Source organism: Vibrio sp. R12-SG2-ISO1 (genome assembly GCF_059834045.1).
In genome coordinates this window covers 111,000-135,301 of sequence record NZ_JCBDGO010000005.1, presented here as the reverse complement: position 1 = coordinate 135,301, position 24,302 = coordinate 111,000, and the positions used below count along the sequence as shown (strand labels likewise).

Annotated in this window: 19 protein-coding genes; 14 read left to right on the top strand and 5 right to left on the bottom strand. The window is 51.0% G+C overall.

Features of this window, described 5'->3' with window-relative positions:
- Positions 1–65: 65 nt before the first annotated feature.
- From ureA to AC6R10_RS04910, 8 genes are all read left to right on the top strand, one after another.
- Positions 66–368: an urease subunit gamma gene (gene ureA / locus AC6R10_RS04945; protein ID WP_487903048.1), complete on the top strand. Its 303-nt coding sequence runs from the start codon at positions 66–68 to the stop codon at positions 366–368.
- Positions 369–414: 46 nt separating this feature from the next.
- Positions 415–747, top strand: coding sequence for an urease subunit beta (locus tag AC6R10_RS04940; protein WP_500671638.1), 333 nt, complete (start codon positions 415–417; stop codon positions 745–747).
- Positions 748–842: 95 nt separating this feature from the next.
- Complete coding sequence (ureC, locus tag AC6R10_RS04935) at positions 843–2,546, top strand: urease subunit alpha (RefSeq protein WP_500671637.1); 1,704 nt, start codon at positions 843–845, stop codon at positions 2,544–2,546.
- A gap of 10 nt (positions 2,547–2,556) precedes the next feature.
- Positions 2,557–3,018 carry an urease accessory protein UreE gene (ureE, locus tag AC6R10_RS04930; protein WP_500671636.1) on the top strand — a complete coding sequence of 154 codons (462 nt, stop codon included), beginning with the start codon at positions 2,557–2,559 and terminating at the stop codon, positions 3,016–3,018.
- A gap of 101 nt (positions 3,019–3,119) precedes the next feature.
- Positions 3,120–3,689: a HupE/UreJ family protein gene (locus AC6R10_RS04925; protein WP_500671635.1), complete on the top strand. Its 570-nt coding sequence runs from the start codon at positions 3,120–3,122 to the stop codon at positions 3,687–3,689.
- A 12-nt stretch (positions 3,690–3,701) separates the two neighbouring features.
- The gene (locus tag AC6R10_RS04920) at positions 3,702–4,379 is read left to right on the top strand and encodes an urease accessory protein UreF (RefSeq protein ID WP_500630253.1); all 678 of its coding nucleotides are present in this window, start codon (positions 3,702–3,704) and stop codon (positions 4,377–4,379) included.
- Between the two features lie 41 nt (positions 4,380–4,420).
- Positions 4,421–5,053 carry an urease accessory protein UreG gene (gene ureG / locus AC6R10_RS04915; RefSeq protein ID WP_500671634.1) on the top strand — a complete coding sequence of 211 codons (633 nt, stop codon included), beginning with the start codon at positions 4,421–4,423 and terminating at the stop codon, positions 5,051–5,053.
- 98 nt (positions 5,054–5,151) lie between these two features.
- On the top strand, positions 5,152–5,886 hold the full coding sequence (locus AC6R10_RS04910) for a TrmH family RNA methyltransferase (RefSeq protein ID WP_487903042.1): 735 nt from the start codon (positions 5,152–5,154) through the stop codon (positions 5,884–5,886).
- A gap of 13 nt (positions 5,887–5,899) precedes the next feature.
- On the opposite strand, the gene fdxA is transcribed toward AC6R10_RS04910, so the two are convergent.
- Positions 5,900–6,223, bottom strand: a complete 324-nt coding sequence (gene fdxA, locus AC6R10_RS04905) for a ferredoxin FdxA (RefSeq protein ID WP_334553421.1) — start codon at positions 6,221–6,223, stop codon at positions 5,900–5,902.
- A 190-nt stretch (positions 6,224–6,413) separates the two neighbouring features.
- Between fdxA and AC6R10_RS04900 the strand changes: the two genes are divergently transcribed.
- Positions 6,414–8,027 (top strand): NAD(P)/FAD-dependent oxidoreductase, encoded by a 1,614-nt coding sequence (locus AC6R10_RS04900; protein WP_500657710.1) that lies wholly within the window; start codon positions 6,414–6,416, stop codon positions 8,025–8,027.
- A gap of 81 nt (positions 8,028–8,108) precedes the next feature.
- Here AC6R10_RS04900 and AC6R10_RS04895 read toward each other — a convergent pair whose 3' ends face one another.
- Positions 8,109–9,770, bottom strand: coding sequence for a methyl-accepting chemotaxis protein (locus tag AC6R10_RS04895; protein ID WP_487903040.1), 1,662 nt, complete (start codon positions 9,768–9,770; stop codon positions 8,109–8,111).
- 370 nt (positions 9,771–10,140) lie between these two features.
- Here AC6R10_RS04895 and AC6R10_RS04890 point away from each other — a divergent pair, with 370 nt between their 5' ends.
- On the top strand, positions 10,141–10,497 hold the full coding sequence (locus tag AC6R10_RS04890; RefSeq protein WP_500671633.1) for a YibL family ribosome-associated protein: 357 nt from the start codon (positions 10,141–10,143) through the stop codon (positions 10,495–10,497).
- Positions 10,498–10,617: 120 nt separating this feature from the next.
- Here AC6R10_RS04890 and malT read toward each other — a convergent pair whose 3' ends face one another.
- Complete coding sequence (gene malT, locus AC6R10_RS04885; RefSeq protein WP_334552907.1) at positions 10,618–13,326, bottom strand: HTH-type transcriptional regulator MalT; 2,709 nt, start codon at positions 13,324–13,326, stop codon at positions 10,618–10,620.
- 556 nt (positions 13,327–13,882) lie between these two features.
- Between malT and AC6R10_RS04880 the strand changes: the two genes are divergently transcribed.
- The 3 genes from AC6R10_RS04880 (at position 13,883) to glgB (ending at position 21,000) form a co-directional block, all read left to right on the top strand.
- Positions 13,883–16,336 (top strand): glycogen/starch/alpha-glucan phosphorylase, encoded by a 2,454-nt coding sequence (locus AC6R10_RS04880; protein WP_334552905.1) that lies wholly within the window; start codon positions 13,883–13,885, stop codon positions 16,334–16,336.
- A 100-nt stretch (positions 16,337–16,436) separates the two neighbouring features.
- Entirely contained in the window at positions 16,437–18,617 is a 2,181-nt protein-coding gene (malQ, locus tag AC6R10_RS04875; RefSeq protein WP_500671632.1) for a 4-alpha-glucanotransferase, read from the top strand.
- Positions 18,618–18,816: 199 nt separating this feature from the next.
- Entirely contained in the window at positions 18,817–21,000 is a 2,184-nt protein-coding gene (gene glgB, locus AC6R10_RS04870) for a 1,4-alpha-glucan branching protein GlgB (protein ID WP_500671631.1), read from the top strand.
- A gap of 81 nt (positions 21,001–21,081) precedes the next feature.
- On the opposite strand, the gene AC6R10_RS04865 is transcribed toward glgB, so the two are convergent.
- Positions 21,082–21,522 (bottom strand): acyl-CoA thioesterase, encoded by a 441-nt coding sequence (locus AC6R10_RS04865; RefSeq protein ID WP_500671630.1) that lies wholly within the window; start codon positions 21,520–21,522, stop codon positions 21,082–21,084.
- Between the two features lie 173 nt (positions 21,523–21,695).
- Between AC6R10_RS04865 and AC6R10_RS04860 the strand changes: the two genes are divergently transcribed.
- On the top strand, positions 21,696–22,460 hold the full coding sequence (locus AC6R10_RS04860) for a ferredoxin--NADP reductase (protein WP_500626220.1): 765 nt from the start codon (positions 21,696–21,698) through the stop codon (positions 22,458–22,460).
- Positions 22,461–22,559: 99 nt separating this feature from the next.
- On the opposite strand, the gene AC6R10_RS04855 is transcribed toward AC6R10_RS04860, so the two are convergent.
- Positions 22,560–23,993 carry a methyl-accepting chemotaxis protein gene (locus AC6R10_RS04855; RefSeq protein WP_500671629.1) on the bottom strand — a complete coding sequence of 478 codons (1,434 nt, stop codon included), beginning with the start codon at positions 23,991–23,993 and terminating at the stop codon, positions 22,560–22,562.
- Positions 23,994–24,302: the final 309 nt, after the last annotated feature.

The window sequence follows — 24,302 nt, the reverse complement described above, 5'->3', positions numbered from 1 at the left end:
CACACTCAACCATAAACATGAGAGTGTAGGCGGCGGAACAAAGCGATGAATTGCGAGGGATAGCAATGGAACTCACCCCGAGAGAGAAAGACAAATTACTCATTTTTTGCGCGGGCCTGTTGGCGCAAAGTCGCAAAGAAAAAGGGCTAAAACTCAACTACCCAGAGTCGATTGCTCTGATCAGTAGCGCCATTTTAGAAGGCGCTCGGGAAGGAAAAAGCGTCGCCGAATTGATGGATTACGGGCGTACGTTGCTTACGGTAGAGGATGTCATGGAAGGGGTCGCCAGTATGATTCCGGACGTGCAAGTTGAAGCAACGTTCCCTGACGGCACCAAACTCGTCACCGTGCACGAGCCGATTGTGTAGTCAGTGATGGGTAAAGGCAAAGTCAATAGGACGAGGAGAAACAAGGATGGCAGGGACGACAATCGGTAAGGGTTGGGCGCCGGGTCAAATCGAGACCGCCGCCGGTGAGATTGTGCTCAATGTGGGCCGCCGCACCGTCAAAGTGAGCGTTGAGAATGTCGGTGACCGTCCGGTTCAAATCGGATCGCATTACCATTTTTTCGAAGTGAATGAAGCCTTGGTGTTTGACAGAGCGCTTGCGCGCGGGTTTCGACTCAATATCCCCGCCGGTACGGCGACGCGATTTGAACCTGGCCAATCACGCAGCGTTGAGCTAGTGGAATACGCCGGCAAAGGCGAAGTGTACGGATTTCAAGGCAAGGTGATGGGCAAGTTATAGCTCGATGGCGTTACACCACCAAGTTGAAAAACATGTTTACAGACAAGTTGATAGACAAATGGGTAATGCGCACACGCAACAGACAAGGATAAGTCATGGCAAGCATCTCTCGACGGGCATACGCCGAAATGTTTGGGCCAACAGTCGGAGACAGAGTTCGCCTCGCGGATACCGAATTGTGGCTTGAGGTAGAAAAAGATTACACCGTCTACGGTGATGAAGTGAAATTTGGTGGCGGGAAGGTGATTCGCGATGGCATGGGACAGAGCCAAAGACCAAGCCAAGAAACGCCAGATTTGGTGATCACCAATGCCGTTGTGCTCGACTATTGGGGCATTGTCAAAGCCGACGTGGCGGTCAAAGATGGTCGCATTCACGCGATTGGCAAAGCAGGCAACCCCGATGTTCAGCCCGGCGTCACCATAGTGATTGGCCCGGGCACTGAGGTGTTGGCTGGGGAAGGGGCGATTCTGACCGCTGGTGGCATTGACTCGCACATCCATTTTATCTGCCCACAACAAATTGAAGAGGCGCTCGCCTCGGGTGTCACCACCATGATTGGCGGCGGCACTGGCCCGAACACCGGCACCAATGCGACCACCTGTACGCCAGGCCCGTGGAATATGCATCGCATGCTCGAATCCCTTGATGGTTTTCCAATGAATTTTGGCTTGCTTGGTAAAGGCAATGCCAGCCAACCTGACGCACTGCGAGAGCAAGTTGCGGCGGGCGCGGTGGGGTTGAAACTGCATGAAGACTGGGGGACGACGCCAGCTTCTATTGATACCTGCTTGACGGTAGCGGATGAGATGGACGTGCAGGTGGCGATACACACCGATACCCTCAATGAATCCGGCTTTGTCGAATCGACATTGAATGCGATCGGCGATCGCGTCATTCATACCTATCACACCGAAGGGGCAGGGGGCGGTCACGCGCCAGATATTATTCGCGCCGCCGGCGAAGCCAATGTACTGCCGTCGTCGACCAATCCGACACGCCCGTACACCGTTAACACGGTCGATGAGCATTTGGACATGTTGATGGTGTGCCATCACCTCTCACCATCCATTGCGGAAGATGTAGCGTTCGCGGAGTCTCGCATCCGCCGAGAAACCATCGCCGCCGAGGATATTCTTCACGACTTGGGCGCTTTCTCGATGATCGCTTCGGATTCACAAGCCATGGGGCGAGTGGGTGAAGTGATCACACGCACTTGGCAAACGGCGCACAAAATGAAAGTGCAGCGCGGCAATTTGAAACAAGATTCTAGTTACAGCGATAATTTTCGTTTGAAGCGTTACATTGCCAAATACACCATCAACCCGGCGATCACACACGGGATGGCCCATGAAATTGGTTCGATTGAAGTGGGTAAATTGGCGGATTTGGTGTTGTGGAAACCGGCTTTTTTCGGCGTTAAACCGAGCGTGATTTTGAAAGGCGGCATGATAGCCATGGCGCCGATGGGCGATCCGAACGCATCCATTCCCACTCCACAGCCGGTCCATTACCGTGGCATGTTTGGCAGCTACGGCAAAGCGGCGCAAAAGACCTCGATGCTGTTTGTCTCGCAAGCCGCTCACCAAGCCGGGATTGCCGCTGAACTGAGCTTAGGCAGTCAAATCGGCGTGGTGAGCCACTGCCGTGACATCCGTAAAGCCGATATGAAGTTAAACGACTGGCAGCCGCACATCGAAGTGGACTCGCAAACCTATCAAGTTCGCGCGGATGGCGAGTTGCTGGTGTGTGAACCTGCAGACGTTCTGCCAATGGCGCAGCGCTATTTCTTATTCTAGGAGAACAACCATGATCGAACTGACGGAAATTGCTCAGGATATAACCATTCAACCCCACACATTTCTCAGTTTGCCGATCGACAGCCGTATCAAAAGCCGCTTAAAGGTCAAATTGGATGATGGCCGTGACGCGGGACTATTTCTTCCTCGCGGACACATTTTGCGCGGGGGAGAGCAGCTCAAAAGCCCATGCGGATTGGTGGTTGAGGTGATTGCAGCGCCAGAAAGTGTCTCGACCGTCTACTGCAGTGACCTGCATTTATTGACGCGCGTTGCTTACCACTTAGGAAACCGCCATGTGCCGTTGCAAGTGGCGTTTGGTTGGGTACGTTACCAGCATGATCACGTACTCGATGACATGGTCACTGGGCTCGGCGCGAAAGTGACGGTCGAGCAAGCGGCCTTTGAGCCAGAAAGTGGTGCTTATGGCGGGCGTTCTGCTGGGGGCCATCATCACCATCACCATCACTAAATGGCTATTTGATAGGGCGCGTGTTGTCAATGTTAACGACAGCGTGGCCAGTTTCTCTTTCAACCTATTTAAACGGATAGATGACTTACAAGGACAGTGTTATGCGAATCTCTTTTATTCCCTCCGTCGGCGCGTTTGCCGCCACCACGATGGCAAGCCCAGTATTTGCTCACCCCGGCCATGAGGGCAGCTCTTTTTCGGCTGGATTGACGCACCCTGTGACCGGGTTGGATCACCTCGTCATGCTGATTGCGTTCGGCATGCTGACTGCGTGTCTATCGGTCAGTAGGCGCGGCAAAGTAACGCTGATGCTAGCGGCACTCGCGACGTTATTACTGGGGCTAAGCGCAGGTAAAGTGTTTGGCGGCTTTGGTGGCGTCGAGCTGGCGATTGGGGCCTCACTGTTTGTGGTCAGCGGCGCCATATGGCAGTCATTCAATCGCTCCAAGCCGCTATTGAATTTGGCGGTTGGCCTCAGCGTTGGGCTGATGTTCTTTCATGGTTACGCGCATGGCGTTGAATCAACGGGCAGTGTTCTTCCCTTTGCCAGTGGCATGTTGACCGCCGCCGCCGGTTTGATGGTGCTGGGCTTACAGTTTGGCCGAGCGTTGTCGAGCCCTTGGTTATCGGTTGGCGTCGCGTCTGCCAGCGCTTTGATTCTGCTGCCGTAACGGATTTAGCCAATGATGAGCGAACCTCGCGCGGTGTATCGACTGTTCCAGCTGATCAGTCCCTCTTTGCCTATCGGCGGGTTCACCTACTCGCAAGGGCTAGAGTGGGCGGTCGAAGCACAATGGGTGACCGACAAAGAGGGCATGCACCAATGGTTGAGCAACATGCTGTTCAATAGCGTGGCGACCTTAGAACTGCCGTTGATTGACAGATACTTCGAGGCGCTCGGGAATGCGGACATCGCGCGCATTCAATCACTCAGTGACACCCTGTACGCCAGTCGTGAAACCAAGGAGTTGCGCGCCGAAGAGTCTCAGCGAGGACTCGCCCTCAAAACGCTTTTGGTGCAACTGGGGGTGGATCACGACGCGTTTCATCACCCTGAAGTGAAAATCAATCAACTGCTCGGTTTGTGTGTCGCCGCCGAGCAGTGGCAGATCGAACCTGAATCACTCAAACAAGGCTACCTTTGGAGCTGGGCGGAAAATCTCATTATGGCTGGGGTCAAATTGGTACCCCTTGGTCAAACGGATGGCCAGCGAGCGCTGATCGCTCTTAGCGACGAATTTGAGCACGCCATCGCGCACGCTCGGCAGATTGAAGAGTGGATGATGGGCAGCTTTACCCCTAGCGTCTCCATCGCTAGCAGCTTACACGAGACACAATACACACGATTATTTCGCTCATAACGACTGTGCAGTTTTGTACATAGAATTGGAGAAGAAGGACAATGGAGAGTTACAAACAGCCATTAAGGGTCGGCATTGGCGGCCCGGTAGGTTCAGGCAAAACCGCGCTGTTGGAAGTGCTGTGCAAAGCGATCCGCGACAAGCTCAACATCGCGGTGGTCACCAACGATATCTATACCCAAGAAGACGCAAAGATCCTTACTCGCGCCGAGGCGCTTGAGCCTGATCGTATTATCGGTGTTGAAACCGGCGGCTGTCCTCACACGGCGATCCGCGAAGACGCCTCTATGAACCTCGCCGCAGTGGAAGAGTTGGCCAAACGCCATCAAAATCTCGATGTGGTGTTCATTGAAAGTGGCGGTGATAACCTCAGTGCGACCTTTAGCCCTGAGCTCGCCGACCTGACCATCTACGTCATTGATGTGGCGGAAGGGGAAAAAATCCCGCGTAAAGGCGGGCCAGGCATCACACGCTCGGACTTACTGGTGATCAACAAAATCGATCTTGCGCCGTATGTTGGAGCGTCTCTTGAAGTGATGGAGTCGGATACCCAGCGCATGCGTCCGACCAAACCGTTTGTGTTTACCAACTTAAAAGAGAGCCAAGGGCTGAGCACCATCATCGATTTCATCGTGACACAAGGGATGTTGACCATGAAAAGCGCGTCAGTTTAACGTGCTTGAAAGGCTGGGTGCCAACGCTCGCATCTCGGCGCGGTTTAGGGTTATACTCCCCGAGTTTTTTACTGGGTTAACGCACGTCGGGGCGATGAATGATATCGAAAAACCAACTCAAATTACTGCGCGCATTGGGACAAAAGAAGCAGCGTAAAGCCAATGGACTGTTTTTAGTTCAAGGTGAAAAGAACGTCCTAGAGCTCATCGTGAGTGATCTTGAGGTCAAACAGATTTTCGCCACCCGAGACTTTCTCGACAAGCATCAAGAGACGCTGAGCGATTACGACTGTGTCGAAGCGAGTTTGGATGAGTTGACGAAAGCCAGCACGTTGGTAAGTAATAATTCGGCCATCGCCGTGGTGGCGATCCCTAACTTGCCAGTGCCAAAAGCGCAGGGTTGGCTCATCGCGTTAGATGGCGTCAGCGACCCGGGTAATCTAGGGACCATCATTCGTGTCGCCGACTGGTACGGCATCAAACACATCATCGCCAGTCAGGACTGCGCCGACCCCTATAACCCGAAAACCATCAGTGCGACCATGGGCAGTTTTGGCCGCGTCAGCGTGACGCAGTGCGACCTGCCTGCCTATCTTGCCAGTGCCAATTTACCCGTTTATGGCGCATTTCTAGAGGGCGAGAGTGTTCACACGACGCAGTTTGCGCCGCAAGGCATCATCTTGATGGGCAGTGAATCGCACGGTATCCGCGAGCACGCCGCTCAGCATGTGAGTGACAAAATCACCATTCCGGCGTTTGGCGGGGCAGAATCACTGAATGTCGCTATGGCGACGGGTATTATTTTGGACAACCTGCGCAGGCAGCATCAGTAGGCAGAGCGTCGGTCTATTTCTCCAGCATGCCGAGCTTATTGGGCACGCCATTCCACTTTTCAGCCTCGTCCATGGCGGGTTTGACTTCAGTGAGATTGGGCCACAGCTCGGCAAGTTCGGCATTTAACTCAATAAAGACTTGCTGATCTTCCGCGAGTTCTTCTTCTTGGAAGATGGCGTTGGCGTCGCATTCAGGTACACACAAGCCGCAGTCAATGCAATCTACGGGGCTTATCACCATGAAGTTTGGGCCTTCATAGAAGGCATCAGCAGGGCAGACCGCGACACAGTCTGTGTATTTGCATTGGATACAGTTATCAGTCACGACAAAGGCCATGGTGCGCACTCATCTTGGTTCATTTTCGAATCGGCGATAATACCGATCCCGCTGCGTTTGAGCAATCCTCAGCCGAGACAAAAAGTGGTTTTCGTATGACAGGCCAATCGAGTTGACGTAAAATGCGCGCCATTGTGAGCGGTGTAGGTAGACAGCGCCGCTAAGACACCATCCTAACTGAGATACTCGTATGATACGTTTAACTGAAATTAAACTTCCTTTGGATCACGAGGAAGACGCTATTTTCGCGGCGATCGTGAAAAAACTGGCGATTCCCGCTGATCAGATCCTCTCCTTTAATGTCTTTAAACGTGGCTACGATGCTCGCAAAAAAACGCAAATCTTGCTGATTTATACGCTGGATGTTGAAGTGGCGGATCAAGCTGCGGTGCTTGAGGCGTTTGTCAGCGATCCTCACGTCAAAGAAACGCCGGATATGGAATACAAATTTGTCGCCAACGCACCCGCGGACCTGACCGAGCGCCCTGTGGTGATCGGTTTTGGTCCTTGCGGTTTGTTTGCGGGTTTGATTCTGGCGCAAATGGGTTTCAAACCTATCATTGTTGAGCGCGGTAAAGAGGTGCGTGAGCGCACCAAAGATACCTTCGGTTTTTGGCGTAAACGCGCGCTGAATCCTGAATCGAACGTGCAGTTTGGTGAGGGCGGCGCAGGCACCTTCTCTGACGGTAAACTCTACAGCCAAATCAAAGATCCAAAACACTATGGTCGCAAAGTGATCAAAGAGTTTGTGGAAGCGGGCGCGCCAGAAGAGATCGCCTACGTGAGTAAGCCGCACATTGGCACGTTTAAGCTAGTAACCATGATTGAAAAGATGCGCGCCAAAATCATTGAGCTCGGCGGTGAGATTCGTTTTAGCACGCGCGTGGATGATATCCACATTGATAATGGCCAGATCACGGGGTTAACGCTCTCCAATGGCGAACAAATCCAGTCCCGTTACGTGGTACTGGCCGTTGGTCACAGTGCCCGCGATACGTTTGAAATGCTCTATAAGCGCGGTGTGGAGATGGTGGCGAAACCTTTCTCGGTCGGTTTTCGTATCGAACACAAGCAATCGATGATCGATGAAGCACGTTTTGGTCCAAATGCCGGCAACCCGATTTTAGGCGCGGCAGATTACAAGTTGGTGCACCACTGTAAAAATGGTCGTACCGTTTACAGTTTCTGTATGTGTCCGGGCGGCACGGTAGTGGCTGCGACCTCAGAAGAGGGCCGCGTGGTCACTAACGGCATGAGCCAATATTCTCGTGCAGAGCGCAACGCCAACAGTGCGATTGTGGTAGGGATTACCCCAGAGCAAGACTACCCAGGCCATCCACTGGCTGGGATTGAGTTCCAGCGTCAATTAGAGTCGGCGGCTTATGAGCTTGGCGGCGCGACGTATGATGCGCCGGCGCAAAAGATCGGTGATTTCCTTAAAGGCCGCGATCCGAGCGCACTGGGTGAGGTGGAGCCATCGTTTACTCCGGGTATTAAATTGACCGACTTAGCCAAAGCGTTACCGGATTTCGCGATTGAAGCGATTCGTGAAGCAATCCCTGCGTTTGACAAGAAAATCAAAGGCTTTGCGACAGAAGATGGGCTACTCACTGGTGTAGAAACTCGAACGTCGTCGCCGGTGTGTATCACACGGGGTAAAGATTACCAAAGTGTCAATCTAAAAGGTTTCTTCCCAGCTGGGGAAGGCGCGGGTTATGCGGGCGGAATTTTGTCTGCGGGCATTGATGGCATCAAGGTTGCGGAAGCGCTCGCCATTGCGATGACGCAGTCAGAGGCTAACTAAGCGCTTTTAAAGTGCGCGTCCTCAGAACGGCATCCAATAAAAACGACCCATCTTGCGATGGGCCGTTTTTTTGAGGGCAATTTACACCGTAAATCGGCTCACTAGTTGGTACAACTCGTTGGCGCGACCATTGAGCTCATTACTGCCTTGGCGGTTTTCATTGGCCAGATCCGCAGATTGCGAGCTTTGGTCTGAAATCACCACGATGCGCTGCGATATCTCCTGACCGACAAGGCTCTGCTCTTCGGTCGCGGTCGCAATCAGCGAGTTCATGTCCATAATGGTATCGATTGATTCCTGAATTTGGATCAACGCTTTGGTGGCCGCATTGGCTTCCTCAACAGTGGCTGAACCCCGTTTTTGGCTCGATTCCATCGCGCGTACGGCGTCATCGGAAGCGGCTTTCAGTTTTTCTATCATACTGTGGATTTCACCGGTGCTGTCTTGGGTACGACTGGCCAGTTTACGTACTTCGTCGGCTACCACCGCAAAGCCCCGACCTTGTTCGCCCGCACGCGCAGCCTCGATGGCGGCGTTCAAGGCCAACAAGTTGGTCTGCTCAGCGATGTCTTGAATCACTTCTAGCGATGAAGAGATATTTTGTACGTCGGCTTCTAGACGCGAAATCACCGACGCCGCTTGCATCACCTCTTCAGCTAGCGCTTCCACTGAGTTGGCGGCAGAGTTGACGATTTGACGCGCTTCTTTCGCGTTGTCGTCGGCTTCCTTGGCGGAGTTCGCCGCTTGGCTTGCGTTGTTGGAAATTTCAGACGCGGTTGTGGTCATTTCCGTCATCGCCGTTGCCACTTGTTCGGTCTCTTCACGTTGGCCCGAAGCCAGTTCATCGACCTGAGTCGCTCGCTGCGTCATGTTGTTGGTTTCAGCCAATACTTGCTGACCAACGTCGCTCACGCTGCGAATGATTTGTTGCAAGCTGGCAACGAACGCATTGAAGTTGGTGCTGAGTTTTGCAAACTCAGGTACTTTGAATGCTTCCATACGTGCGGTGAGATCCGCTTCACCGCTGGCAAATGAGCTGATAGAGGCATCAAATTGTTCAATGGGTGACATGATGGTACGGTTCACGGTGACAGCAAAAATCGCCACCAAAATGGCAATCACCAAGCAGAACAGGGCGATGGCAGACAAGGTGGTTTCAAGTGCTGAGGTGGTCGCCATCTCCATTTCAGCGACAATCGCATCGATGTCATCGGTGTAGAAACCCGTCCCGAGCATCAAATCCCACTGTGGGATAAAAATGGAAAAACTTAACTTCGGCAGTGCGACGGTGCCGCCTGGTTTAGGGAAGTAGTAGGTGGTGTAATCCCCGGTTTTGGCGTTTTTCAGCAAGTCTTGAACCAAGTAGTTGCCTTGCTGATCTTGTAGATTGTAAAAGTTGTCGCCAATGCCTTTATCGCTTTTCCCGACCACAACACGGATACCTTTGGAGTCATAACCAAAGATATAGCCTGAATCACCAAATTCGAGCTGTTTCAAGGTTGGGATCGCTTCTTCAAGCGAAGCGCCTTGGTCAAGAAACGGCTGGATCGCAGATTGCGCCATCTGCACGTAGTTTTTCAGCTCGGCTTTTTTCATGTTCATCATGTTCTCACGAGTAACCTCAATCTGTGTTTGATTGAGTTCTGTGGTTTTGATGTACGTAAAGCTAAGCATGCCCAGTGCTATAACGATAAGAGGTACAAGCGCTAATATGTATAGGCGGCTTTTGATTGTTAGACTCATACAAAACTTCCTGTTTATTATCATGCGGTTATCTAATGTAACCTAGCCGTTGTCATACCTTGGTTGTTATGAAAGTAGTGGTAGTCAACCAAAGGTTTATGAGTTAAGAGTAGCCTATATATCGACAGCGCAATGTGACGCTGAATAGTTGTGTTACTGTTTTTTGAACAAATTGTGTGGAATATCACCGATTCTATCGCTGGTAGGAGCAGTTCTATCTTGTTGTAAATGCTTGTGATTTCATATGAAATGACAGCGACAGTGCGGCGGTGGTTCGGGGTGAAAAAGTCGCTATTGAACGATAGCGCTAGGTCGGGCTGTCTCACTATGCTACACTCGCCGCCCCCAAGTGCCAGCAGAGAACCACACCATGAGCTTAAAGCAAGAGATCCAGCAACTTCACAACCGTTTAGACAGCGTTAATCGTAAACTTGATGCAGCAAAAAGCCGTCAAGACGATGAGATGATCAGTAAATTTACTGATGACGTGGAGTCTTTGACCAAGAAGTTGAACTCTCTAAAAGGTAAGCAGAAATACGACATGAACAAAGAGCGCAAAAGCTTGCTCGACATGCCGTTTTCTCGTGAAATTACCAAGGCTGAGCAGGCTGATCTCGGTAAGCTGAAAAAATCCGTTCGTGGCTTAGTGGTGGTGCACCCGATGACGAAACTCGGCAAAGAGCTGCGTTTGGAAGTGATGACAGGCTTCGCACCGAAATCATTCTAGCAGTTGGACAATGCCACAGTGCGCAATCCTGAGCTTCTGTGATTTGAGGCTAGGCAGTGACAAGATGAAATGAAAAAGAGGTCGCCAATGTGGGCGACCTCTTTGCATTGGACGATAGGATCAGTAGCCCATCAATTGCAGCAGATTCTCTGCGGTTTTAACCGCTTCTTTGCGGTTGGCAATATTGAGCTTCTGATACAAGTTTCGGATGTGGGTTTTGATGGTAGTGCCCGCCACATCGAGTTCTTGTGCAATTTGCTCGTTACTAAAACCCGAATAGATAAGCCCGAGCACTTGCCATTCACGTTGCGTCAATGGACTGGTGCGCACCAACTCAGGAATGTTTGGGTGATTGACCAACTTCTCGACAAACTCCTCATCAAAATGTACCGAACGGCTGCGCTGCGTGGTGGAAATATCTTTCAGCAGTTGCTGCGCGCGGTGACGTTCAAGGTCACCAAGCTCTTGTTTGGTGTTGAGTTTATTAAGGATGTGACCAATTTTGGCGCCATCCACCAAGAAGTTACCCAGCATTCCCGTTTGATTGGTGAGTTTTAAGGCTTCTTTGAGCAATTGACGCGCTTTCTCTTCATCTTGCTTGGAAATCGCCAATACCGCTTGGACAATCAGATTACGGTTGGTGTCGGTCAGTAAGTGCTTGTCTGCCGCTTCTTGCTGAATGAACTCGAGTGTTTGCTGCGCGTCTTCGTATCGCTCCAAATTGATCTGCGCTCGCGCAATATTACGCCATTGTAACTGAGTAAAGTGGTTGCAGGCGGTTTCTGGCCTCACGGCGGTATCGAGCCACTGTTTCATTGAGTCAAGATCGCCGCGTGCTTGCCAAAACAGAATCAACGACAGTGATGCGTTTGCGGTCCAATCGACGTGATAGGTCGATTGTTTGAGCAGATGCAGAATATGGTCGATGTATTTTGCGGCTCGGTCTAGCTCACCACGGCCAATCGCAATGCGAGCCAGCATCGAATAGCTATGTAAGTGCTTACTTGGGCTCTGTTTGCCCAGCACATCGATGCCTTTGAACGCGCAGTCTTCGGCTTCGTCCAAACGGTTCCAACACCAGAGGATTTGCGCGCGTACTCGCAGCAAAAATTCATGCATCGGCACTTGCTGCAGTTGTTGCTCCTCGATCAGTTTGAAGGCGTTGTCTTGCACTTCGTACGCAGCTTGCACATAGCCTTGTGCGATCAAAATCTCGCTTTGCTGTAACATCGCCCACAGCGCCTGATGATAGACCTGATACTGGCGAGCCAGTTTCTCTGTTTGCTGCATCATAGGCAACGCGCGGCTGAGACGGCCAAGGACGTGATTGACCTCGCCGACTACCGAGGTCGCAACAATGCGGCTTCGATAGACCGTGCTGTCAACTTGGCTCAGTGCCAGCTCAGCCAGCTCCAACGCTTTTTCTGGTTGGTTCTGGTTGATGGCGACTTGCGCGCGCAGGGCGTTGAATTCACCTTGCTCTTTGCTGCTGAGTACCACGTTGAACTGGCGCATTTGCTCATCGGCTTTGGCAAGCAAGTCACCGACATCGTTGTAGCGGTGCTGACTCTGAGCAAGCCACGCTTGCAACATACACAATTTCGGTTCGCTGTAGAGCTGCTCCGGCGATAACGAATCAATGGCCTGCTCTAGGGCTTTAAGTTCACCACCATTGAACATTTTCCAGCCAAACTGGCTCAAAATATCGGCGATCAGTTGGCTGTCTTTGGCTTCTTGCGCGTGTTTGAGTGCTTCATGGGGCGAGGATTGTTTGAGCCAAGCGCGCGCGGCGACTTGGTGCAGCTCTTGCTCTTTTTGCGGCATACGCGCTGAGCGCTCATGTGCAAGAAACTCGGCAAATAGATTGTGGAAGCGATACCAGTTTTGTTCACCTTCAAGCGGGTGGATAAACAACCCATAGCGGTTGAGTGACTCAATCATACTGAGAGCGTCATCACGCTGAGTCAGCGCTGCCACCATGCTGTCGTTGAAGTGATCCAGCACCGAACATTGCAGTAAGAACTGACGTGTCTCTTGGTCGAGAAGATCGAACACTTCTTCAATCAAATAATCCCACAGATGGGCGTGATTAAATTGCGAAAAAGACTCAGCCGATTGCGCCAACGTGCGATTTTGACCTTGCGCTTGAAGGGCGATCAACTGCAGGGCCGATGGCCAACCTTCGACGTAGTTGCGCAGGTTGTCTGCCGTGGCATCATCAATGCCATCGGCGATGCGCTGGTTGAAGAAACGGGTGGTCTCTTCGGTATCGAACGCCAGTAACTCGTCACCGATCTCAATCATCAGATCGCGCACACGTAAGTTGGCTGTGCCCAGGGGCGGCGCGGCGCGACTGGTGACGACTAATGTCAGATTGTCGGGCATGTGCTTGAGGAAAAAGCGCATCGCTTCGTGGATCTCATCGTCAGAAATGAGGTGGTAGTCATCGAGGACCACATAACACTCGTTAAAATACTCGGACATCTCCGCAAACACTTCACTGAACAAGGAGTGAAGTGAGGAAAATTGACGCTTTTCGGCCAATTTTTGCGAATTCGGGCAAGCCTGGTTGGTCGCTTTGTTTAGCGCTTGCAGCAGGTAGTTCATGAAGCGGAACGGGTCATTATCGCTTTCATCGATGCTGTACCAGCCGACATTAGGTTTGTCGGCGAGCCACTGGGCGGCCATGGTGGTTTTACCGTATCCGGCAGGCGAGCGAAAAAGCACCAGTTTGTAGCAGGGTGCTTGCTGAAGTAAATCAAGAACTCTTGGGCGTACGATGGCGTTGTGTAAACGGCCAGGACGCGTGAGTTTCGAAGGAATCCACATCTTCTCATCCTTATCTTATTGTCAGTGAACGTGTCAGCGAGCACGACGTCAAGATGGGTTGTTTTTTGTTCGATCTTTGTTGTTGAGTGGGATGTTACTTAAGAGTTGGGGGGATTGTTATGTGAGGAGAGCGACTTTTTCGCATATTTCACATTTTGCGCGTATCTACGCCCCTGTTTTGTGATTTGAGTCACGTTAATCTGTTCGGTAAAACTTGTATCAACTCATGATTTGCACGATAAATCGTGTAATTTGCACTCAGGATGAAAACATTCTGTGATTCACGCTGCATATTTTTCATTTGCCAGTTTTTGATTTCGACGAAGTTTCATACACCTTAGGTAAGGTCGTTTAGGGTCATGGTGTGATCTTAATCAACAGAGTCCAGTTCACTCATCGGTTTATTGCGAGTTGGATCACTGCTTGTTGTGAATTACGCCCTCTACGCCCTGACTCCTCCTCCTAAATCGCTACCGAAGTAGGAGGATGTTTTGCAAGACAGAGCATTGCACGATATGTCTCAGATGGATTGAAACCGATAAGTGAGATTTCTCTAATGAAACCTACTCAACAGAAAAAATTTGATAAAGCCAGCTTTCAAGCTGACGTTAAAATGCACCTTTCTGCGACCTACGCGAAAACCGTAGACACCGCGACACCGCGTGAATGGTACCTTGCTATGGGTAAAGCCCTGGCAGAGATCACCACGCTGGATCTTTTGAAAACCGAGCAAGACCCGCGCATCAAGAACGCGAAAAGCGTCAACTATCTATCCCTTGAATTTCTTATCGGTCGTTTAACCGGTAACAACCTAATCAGCTTAGGTCTCTACGAGCAGATCACAGATGCAATGGCCGAACTGGGCCAAAACCTGACCGACTTGTTGGAAGAAGAGCGCGACCCGTCTCTGGGTAACGGTGGTCTAGGTCGTTTGGCGGCGTGTTTTATGGATTCTTGTGCAGCGCAAGAGTTCCCAACCGTTGGTTACGGTTTGCACTACGAATACGGTCTGTTCAAGCAATCTTTTGTTGACGGACGTCAGCAAGAAGCGCCGGATGCTTGGCGTGGTGTCGAAGGCTACCCGTGGGAAGTCGCGCGCCCAGAATTGGCGCAAGAAATTGGTTTCTACGGCCGCGTTGAAGTGAGCTACGAGAACGGCAAAGAAGTACGCAAATGGGTACCGGGCATGAGCGTGAAAGCGATGCCTTGGGACTTACCGATTGTCGGTTATGAATCTGACACGGTATACCCGCTGCGTTTGTGGGAATGTCAGGCGATTGCGCCATTCTCATTGGCAAGTTTCAACAACGGTGATTACTTCGAAGCGCAGCACGCGCTGATTGACGCCGGTAACATCACTAAAGTGCTGTACCCGAATGACAACCATGAGAAAGGTAAAACACTGCGTTTGATGCAGCAGTACTTCCACTCAGCAGCATCGGTACGTGACATTTTACGTCGTCACGAAGCAGCGGGCTTTGCACTTGCGGATCTTCCAAAGCAAGAAACAATTCAGCTTAACGATACTCACCCAACGATTGCTATCCCTGAATTGATGCGCATTTTGCTCGATGAAAAAGGGCTATCTTGGGATAAAGCGTGGGAAATCAGTTCGCAAACCTTCGCGTACACCAACCACACACTATTGCCAGAAGCATTGGAAACGTGGCCAGAGTCTTTGATTCAACGTCTGCTACCACGTCATATGGAGATCATTTTTGAGATCAACCATCGCTTCCTACAAGAAGTGCGCGCAATGTGGCCGGGTGATGGTGAGAAGCAAGCGAAACTGTCGATCATCGAAGAAGGCTTCAACCGTATGGTTCGCATGGCAAACCTGTGTGTGATCGGTTCTTACGCGGTGAACGGTGTAGCGGCGCTGCACTCAGAGTTGGTGAAAAAAGATCTCTTCCCAGAGTTCCACGCGATGTTCCCAACGCGTCTGCACAATGTGACCAATGGTATTACGCCTCGTCGTTGGCTGAAGTTCTGTAACCCAGGTTTATCCGCGCTGATCACCGACAAAATCGGCAGTGAATGGCCAGCGAAGCTTGAGCAACTTGAAGGTATCGCGAAATACGCCGATGACGCCGAGTTCCAACAAGCGTTTATGGCGGTGAAGAAAGAGAACAAAGAGCGCTTGGCTAAGTGGGTATCAGACAACATGGGCATCGAGCTCGATACCAACGCGATTTTCGATGTACAAATCAAACGTCTGCACGAGTACAAGCGTCAGCACCTTGATTTGCTGCACATCTTGTCTCTCTACCACCGCATCATTAATGAGCCGGGTTTTGAGTGTACGCCGCGCGTCTGCTTCTTTGCGGCAAAAGCGGCGCCGGGTTACCACTTGGCGAAAGAGATCATCTTCGCAGTGAACAAGATTGCAGAGAAGATCAACAACGACCCACGCATTGGCAACAAGCTGAAAGTCGTCTTCATCCCTGACTACCGCGTGAGCATGGCAGAGATCATCATCCCAGCGGCGGACGTGTCTCAGCAAATCTCGTTGGCCGGTAAAGAAGCATCCGGTACGGGTAACATGAAGATGGCACTCAACGGTGCGCTGACTATCGGTACTATGGATGGGGCAAACGTTGAAATCCGTGAAGAAGTCGGCGACGACAACATCTACATCTTTGGTCTTGAAGTCGACGAAGTGGTTGCACTGAAGAAGGCTGGCTACAACCCATACGATTACTACCACGCGGACCCACTGCTCAAAGCGTCACTGGATCTACTGGCGGGTGAAGAGTTCACGCCGGGTCAACCGGGCCTACTGCGCGCGACCTATGACAGCCTACTCGACGGCGGTGACCCGTACCTCTGTCTAGCGGACTTCGCGTCTTACGTGGAAGCGCACGAGGCGATGGGCAAACAGTACCTAGACCAAGCGGGCTGGGCGAAGAAAGCCATCTTGAACACGGCGCTGGTCGGTAAGTTTACCTCCGACCGCTCGATTCGAGATTACGTCAATAATATTTGGAAGTTGGAAGCGGTTAAACGCTAAAACGACTCAAAAAGCCAAGGCGTTCGCGCCTTGGCTCAATTCTTTATAACGATTTAATAACCCTACATTTGAAGGTATAAGCAGTCCTTCGGAGAGAGCGATGAAACATCACAATGCATTAAAACAAGTCGCTGAAATGGCTAGAATTGCCGACAGCTACGTGAGCGCGTGGGGAGATGAGGCAAAAGTGGAAGAGGCCACCATTCTCCACTTACTAAACTCTTTAGGCTATGACACAACCAACGACGAGACTCTTCTTAAGTCCGCAGAGCGTAAACACAAGAAAGATGTGTTGGACCCTGTGACTGTGGTGCGCGATGGCGACCCATTTGAAGTGGCTTTGAATCTAGGCGTGAGCGCACGTGAAAGTGAGTTCAGTTGGCGTTTGGATACTGAGCAAGGAGAGGTACTTGAAGGCTATCTTCAATCGCAAATCGTGCGAGATGAGCGCAGTGAGGGTGGCCCTTTAGTGTTTGCCTTACCGAACGATCTAGCGTGGGGTTACCATAAACTCACGATCGTTCGTAAGCGTCGTAAAGCCCCGTATGAGGCGACCTTAATTGTGACGCCAAGCGCGTGTTACAAGCAAGATTCGATTCTATCGGGCAAGAAAATGTGGGGCCCGAGTGTTCAGCTCTACACACTGCGTACCCAACACAACTGGGGAATGGGTGACTTTGGCGATCTAAAACAGCTGGTGGCCGATATTGCCTCGCGCGGTGGTGATTTTGTGGGTCTTAACCCTATTCACTCCTTGTTCCCAGCCAACCCTGAGGGGGCAAGTCCTTACAGCCCGTCCTCTCGCCGCTGGTTGAACATCCTATACATCGATGTGAGCTCGGTGCCTGAGTTTGCGCTCAGTGTAGAGGCGCAGCAGCAAGTGGGCAGTGCTCAGTTCCAGCAACGCCTACAAAAAGCGCGCGAGTCTCACTGGGTAAACTACAGCGAAGTCGCGGAGCTCAAACTGAGCGTGTTACCGCTGCTGTTTGCGGAATTTAAAAAGCGCCATCTCGATAAGAACACCGAGCGCGCTCAGCAGTTCTTATCGTTTGTCGAAGAGGGTGGAGACAGCCTACTTCACCAAGCCGCGTTTGATGCCTTGCACAGTGAACTGCACGCCAAAGACAGTAACGTCTGGGGCTGGCCGGTGTTCCCTGAGCAGTATCGCCACTTTGATAACAGCGCGGTGCAAACCTTCATCAAGCAGAATCAAGACAAAGTCCATTTGTACATGTATCTGCAATGGGTCGCGGACACACAGATTAACGAAGCGCAGGCTCTAGCAGAAGAAAAAGGCATGTCGGTGGGGCTATACCGCGACTTGGCGGTTGGTGTGGCCGATTCAGGTGCAGAAACCTGGGCCGACAATGGCAACCTGATCTTAGATGCCAGCATTGGTGCGCCGCCGGATGTACTAGGGCCGCTTGGTCAAAACTGGGGCTTACCACCGCTCAACCCACAAGTGTTGCAAGCAACGGGGTATGACGCTTACGTTAAGCTTCTGCGTGCCAATATGAAGCATTGTGGCGCTCTGCGTATTGACCACGTGCTTGGATTGCTGCGTCTATGGTGGATCCCTAAGGGTGAGAACGCAACGAAAGGGGCGTACATCTACTACCCTGTCCAAGATATGTTGGCGATCCTTGCGCTCGAATCACATCGTCATCAATGCAGTGTGATTGGTGAAGACTTAGGTACGGTGCCGGACGAAATCGTTGAGTTGCTGCGCGATGCGGGCGTGCACTCATACAAAGTGTTCTTCTTCGAAACTTCAGAAGAGGATGGCGGCTTTATCTCACCTAAGCACTACGCTGAGCAGTCAATGTCTGCGTTGTGTACTCACGACATGCCGACGCTTCGCGGTTTCTGGCACTGTGATGATTTGAAACTGGGTAAAGAGTTGGGTTTGTATCCGAACGAAGCGCAGCTACAAGGTCTGTTTGCGGATCGTTTGGAGTGCAAACAAGGGATTTTGGACTCGGTCGCATGGCACGGTTATCTGCCTGAAGGCGTTGGTCGAGATGCGCAGTACGTACCGATGGATTCTTACCTAGCCGAAGCGTTGCAACTGCATGTCGCTGCGGGTTCTTCGACTCTGCTCAGCGTGCAGTTGGAAGATTGGTTAGAGATGGATAAGCCGGTTAACATCCCAGGAACCGTGAACGAATACCCGAACTGGCGTCGTAAATTATCAATGAATCTCGACGAAGTATTCGCCAATGATGGGGTAAACCGTATCGCTCGTAAACTTACGGAAGTACGTGCTAAGGTGAGTAAGTAAGGACTTGCTTAAGTTACGTAAAAAAGTATCGAATGCGTCACTCTATGTAAGGTAGCAATTCGGTAAACTTTCATTAAGCTATCTAAGCCCGCATTATTCCCGCGGGCTTTGTTTATATTAGTGGTACCCCCAGCTAATAATGGGATGATTGATACCAATGATACTTGCAGTCGGAAGGTTAGGTTAGGGAGAGAATAACTTGAAAAAAGTGACCAAGATTGACAAAAAAACACAAAAATATAACCAACTTTCTCACGCTCAATTTGCAGACCCATTTTCATTTTTGGGGCCTTTTATTGAGGATAAAACGTCAAGTTTGCGCGTTTGGATGCCGGGAGCCGATAAAGTCGAGTTAGTGATTGATGGTGAACCGCGCATTGAGTTGCAGCGAGAAGAAGATTCAGGCTTTGTATTAACCGAGGCTAAAGATTTGCGCTTTACCCACTACCAACTCGTGGTCGATTGGCAGGGGACAGAGCAATGGGTGGATGATCCATACCAATATCACACCATTTACGCAGAATACGAGGAACTGCATACCCCCAAGCAGATGTATCACCACATGGGCGCTCAGTTTGTCACCCTAGAGCGTGACGGCAAGTCCATCTCAGGGACGCGTTTTCTTGTTTATGCACCGCACGCATCTGCGTGCAGTTTGGTCGGTGAGTTCAACCAGTGGGATGGCCGCCGTCATCCTATGCAGCGCTTAGATTACGGTATTTGGGGCTTGTTTGTGCCTAATCTACCTGAAGGCACTAGCTACAAGTTTGAACTCAAAGGGCCCAATGGCGAAGGCTTACCGCACAAAGCCGATCCGTGGGGCGCGTACGCAGAGCAATACCCCTCTTTTGCCTCCGTCACCTACGATCACTCTCGCTATCAGTGGCAAGACAGTGAGTGGCAGCAGCGCCCTGTCACGCAAAAACGCAATGAAGCGCTGTCATTTTATGAGTTGCATGCCGGTTCTTGGCGCCGAGATGACAACGGTGATTTCCTTAATTACCGAGAACTCGCCGATCAGCTAGTTCCTTACCTTGTTGATATGGGCTACACCCACGTTGAATTGATGCCCGTCTCTGAGCACCCATTCTATGGCTCTTGGGGTTATCAACCGGTCGGTCTGTTTGCGCCAACCAGCCGTTTTGGCTCGCCCGATGATTTCAAATATTTTGTTGAGCAGTGTCACCTTGCAGGTCTAGGTGTGGTGCTTGACTGGGTGCCCGCCCATTTCCCTTCTGACGATCATGGTCTGGCGAATTTTGACGGTACGCCTCTTTACCACGATCCAGATCCGCGTCGCGGTTGGCACCAAGATTGGAACTCGTTCATTTACGATTTGGGTCGCGAGCATGTCCGTCGTTTCTTGGTCTCCAACGCCTTGTACTGGTTTGAGCAATTCCATATTGATGGTATCCGCGTTGATGCGGTAGCCTCGATGCTTTACCTCGATTATTCGCGCAGTCACGATCAGTGGATTCCGAACGTCGATGGTGGCAACGAAAACTACGATGCTATCGCGACCCTGAAATGGATGAACGAAGAAGTCTACAAACACTTCCCGAACGCCATGACCATCGCGGAAGAGTCGACGGCGTTTCCGGGCGTCTCAGCGCCGACCTTTATGGGTGGACTCGGCTTTGGTTTTAAGTGGAATATGGGTTGGATGCACGATTCGCTCTCTTACATTCAACAAGACCCTGTGCACCGCAAATACCATCACAACACCATTACCTTCCCGTTGATTTACGCGCACAGTGAAAACTACGTGCTGTCGCTGTCTCACGACGAGGTCGTGTACGGCAAAGGTTCAATCCATAACAAAATGCCCGGTGATGAGTGGCAGCAAACCGCAAACCTGCGTGCCTACCTAGGTTACATGTACGGTCAGCCTGGTAAGAAACTCAATTTTATGGGCGCAGAGTTTGGTCAGACCGGTGAGTGGAATCATGATGATCAACTGCAATGGTTCTTGCTCGATTTTGAGCGCCATCAAGGGGTACAAGCTCTCACGCGTGACCTCAACTTGCTTTACAAGCATGAAGCGGCGATGCATGAGTGGGATTGTGAGCCAACAGGATTTGAATGGCGCTTGCAAGATGCGGCGGACGCCTCCATTTTGGCGCACGAACGCTTAAGCGAAAACGGCGAGCGAATCTTGGTGGTGACGAACTTTACACCAGTGCCGCATGAGCGATTCCGTTTGGGCGTACCAATCAAGGGTGAGTATGCGTTGTTGCTCAACACCGACGATGATAAGTACCACGGCAGTGGCTTTGAGGTGAAAAGCAAAGTGAAGACAGAGAAGGTCAGCAGCGAAGGGCTGGATCACTCACTTCTTCTAAGTTTGCCGCCGCTTTCGACGGTGTTCTACAAACTGCAGTAACGTCGATAAACGGTGATTCGTTGAATTCACCGTAATTGGTGTTATTGATCTTGCCCGCCTTTATGGCGGGCTTTTTGCCGTTTATGGGGCGGGATGCGATTCTTGTGTGGCGAGAATCAACTGCGCAACATGACTTGGCAAGGTGGCCTTGGTGTTGTGTTTGAAGTCGAACATTACGCAGGTGGCGCGTCCGGTGGTGGTAATTTTACCCAGTTTTTTGCTCACGATTTGGTATTCCATCGTAAAGCGGTCTTGTTGGAGGTCGATGACGCGCGAGCCTACCAACAGTGTGTCCGGGTAAGTGACGGGCAGTCTATAGCGACACTGTGTCTCACTCAGTACGGGCCCAATCTGGGTTTTTTGGATGTTCACGAGCAAGTCAATCTTGGCAAAATACTCCAATCGCGCTGTTTCAAAGTAGCGAAAATAGACCGCATTGTTGACGTGTTGCAAGGCATCCATTTCTCCCCATGCGACGGGAATTTCAGTGATGACAGGAAAATCGCTCAACAGATCACTCATAGGGTTCACTTAATTTTTATTGTGGATGGAGTAAATATTCTAGAACTTCAGCGTCGGGTTGTTTTTATTTTGTTATTTATTTGTGATCTTAGATGGTTAAATCATGTTCCAGTTTTACTTCAAAGGTGTGAAAGAGTAAGTTAATGGAATGTTAACCAGAAGAGGTGCGTAGCATGGCGGTACTTGATGGTTTCAACTTAGCGCGATTAGAACGTCGGACTGACTGGACGCCGAACGTATTTAGCTTACGATTAACCGGCGCCCCCCTGACCTTCAAGGCTGGGCAGTTTACTAAATTGGGACTGCTTGATGACGAAGGCAACATGATTTCGCGCGCCTACTCATTGGTGAATGCACCGCTCAATACCAGTGATATGCTGGAGTTCTTAATCGTCGCGCATCCAGAAGGTAAACTGACGCCGAAACTGCAACAGCTGCAAACCGGTGATGGAGTCTACGTGGGCAAAGAGGCCTATGGTGACCTGACGTTTGACATCATACCCAAACAGACTCAAAACCTCTGGCTGCTCTCGACAGGTACCGGCATCGGACCGTTTCTCTCTCTGTTGGATGACATGAATTTTCGCCCCAATTGTGATGAGATTGTGCTGGTTCATGCGGTGCGTCATGAGAAAGAGTTGGTCTATCGCTACTTGATTGATCAATTGGTACAGCAATACGAAGGGCGTCTGCGGTACTTGCCGGTCGTATCAAGAGATCCTGACACCACACACCTTAGCGGCCGAATTCCTCAACTGCTGCAAAGTGGTGCGCTGCTCCGCAGTGCGGATGTTTGTTTGGCGCCCGAACAGAGTTTTGTGATGCTGTGTGGTAATCCTGAAATGATTAAAGATACTCAACAAACGTTGGTGGAGATGGGGCTGAATAAGTATCGACGCGCCACGGGTGGCAACATCATCTTCGAGCGGTATTGGTAGCCCCGCGCATAAGAATAAAAACACACTAAGAATAAAAAAGCCGAGCGGCAGAAAACTGCGCTCGGCTTTCGATGTTTAAGCAGTGTAATACGCGAAGGTTTACTGCGTACGATACTGCTTGAGAATGCTTGCCAGTGATGACGACGCTTTGGTCAGGTTCGCGACGCCCATTGAGCTTTGCTCTGCGACACTGCGAATGGTATTCGATTGGGTGCGAATATCACTAAGCTCTGAGGCGATGTCGTTCGCCACGGCGCTTTGCTCTTCTGCTGAGGTCGAGATCTGAATACTCATATCCATGAGAGAGCGGGCTGAGTCGGCGATGGATTGAACATCGCTGCCTAGCTCGGCAATCAAATCGCTGCTAGTTTTAGCTTGGGCAACGGTTTGCTCAGTAATATTGGCGATGTTGTGGCTTTCTGATTGCAGCTTCTCAATCATTGATTGAATTTCAACGGTCGCCGCTTGAGTACGACTAGCGAGTGTACGGACTTCATCGGCCACTACCGCAAAGCCGCGACCTTGTTCACCGGCACGCGCCGCTTCGATCGCCGCGTTGAGCGCGAGGAGGTTGGTCTGCTCAGAAATGGCATTGATGGTGGTGATCACCTCATTAATCTGTGTGGTGTTCTCATTCAGGCTAGATACAGAAGAAGACGCTTGCTCAATGTAGCTAGAGAGCTTGTCGATCTCTTGAATCGCAGACAAGACACGCTTGTGGCTGCCATCAATGTGTTGGGTATCGTTCTCGGTTTGCGACGTCGCCTGCTGAGAAATGTTCGATACCTCTTTCGCTGATGCCGTCATCTCTTCCATCGCGGTCGCCACCGAATCAAGTGAGGCATACTGGCTTGAAATTTGTGACTCGCTCAATTTCATCTCTTGCTCGAAGGAGGCAGAGGTTTCACTGAGAGTGGTCGCATTTTCTTTCACCGTTACCACGAGTTCAGTCAGGGTATCCATGGCTTTATCCAGCGCGCAGCCAATGGTACCGAATTCATCACGACCAGGGTGGAAGCCTAAGCGCGACGTTAAATCGCCTTCACCGATACGCTCGGTAGTGGTATAGAGCACCCAAAGCGCGCCACCAATAAACGTAGCGACCCAATAGCTGAACAGCGCAAACGGGATGACCCAAAGGTAGCTCAGTGCGAAACTGGTCAGTGCGGCAGATTTGCCTTGTTCTAGGCTTTGAGTAGCATTGACTGTCAGTTGATAGTGGCTGCCATCCGCGGCTCGCGCGGTGACCTTCACGACACCATTATTGAGGCTAGCAGGCGCCATCGAAGTCGATTTAGACACATTTTTCTGTGCACTAATGCTCTCAGGGGTACCCGCAGCGAGTATCCCGGCCAATCTTTGCTCCGCGGCGTAGATGGCGTTGTGCTCTAGCGCGTCAACCGTCGCGTAGTAACGTCCACCTGCAATCGCAGTTAAGGCAACAAGAAAAATGGCGAAAATCGTCCACATCTTGTCGTTGATAGACATTTTGATGAAGAGTCTATCAATGGTTCTAAAATCAACTTCTTTCATTCGTGACTTCCTATTCTTGTTCGTCGCACGGTTTGCTCTGCTACTACCTAGCCACCCGGTGGTGAGTGGGTTACCACTGCATCGGCAAATCCATGTAAATAATAAGCAATGAACTTATATTTATGTGAGTATCATCGCGTATTTTTGAAAAATGTTTAGTGAACTTTTCGTTTATTGAGACTTGGATCCCTATTTATCACTGCAAGCGATTCATCACTGCGAGTGTTGGTCGATTCCGAGCGATAGACGTCGTGTATCTGGCTCTAAACTTGCTTTATCTGTGCTTATGTCGATAGGTCTTCGGCATCA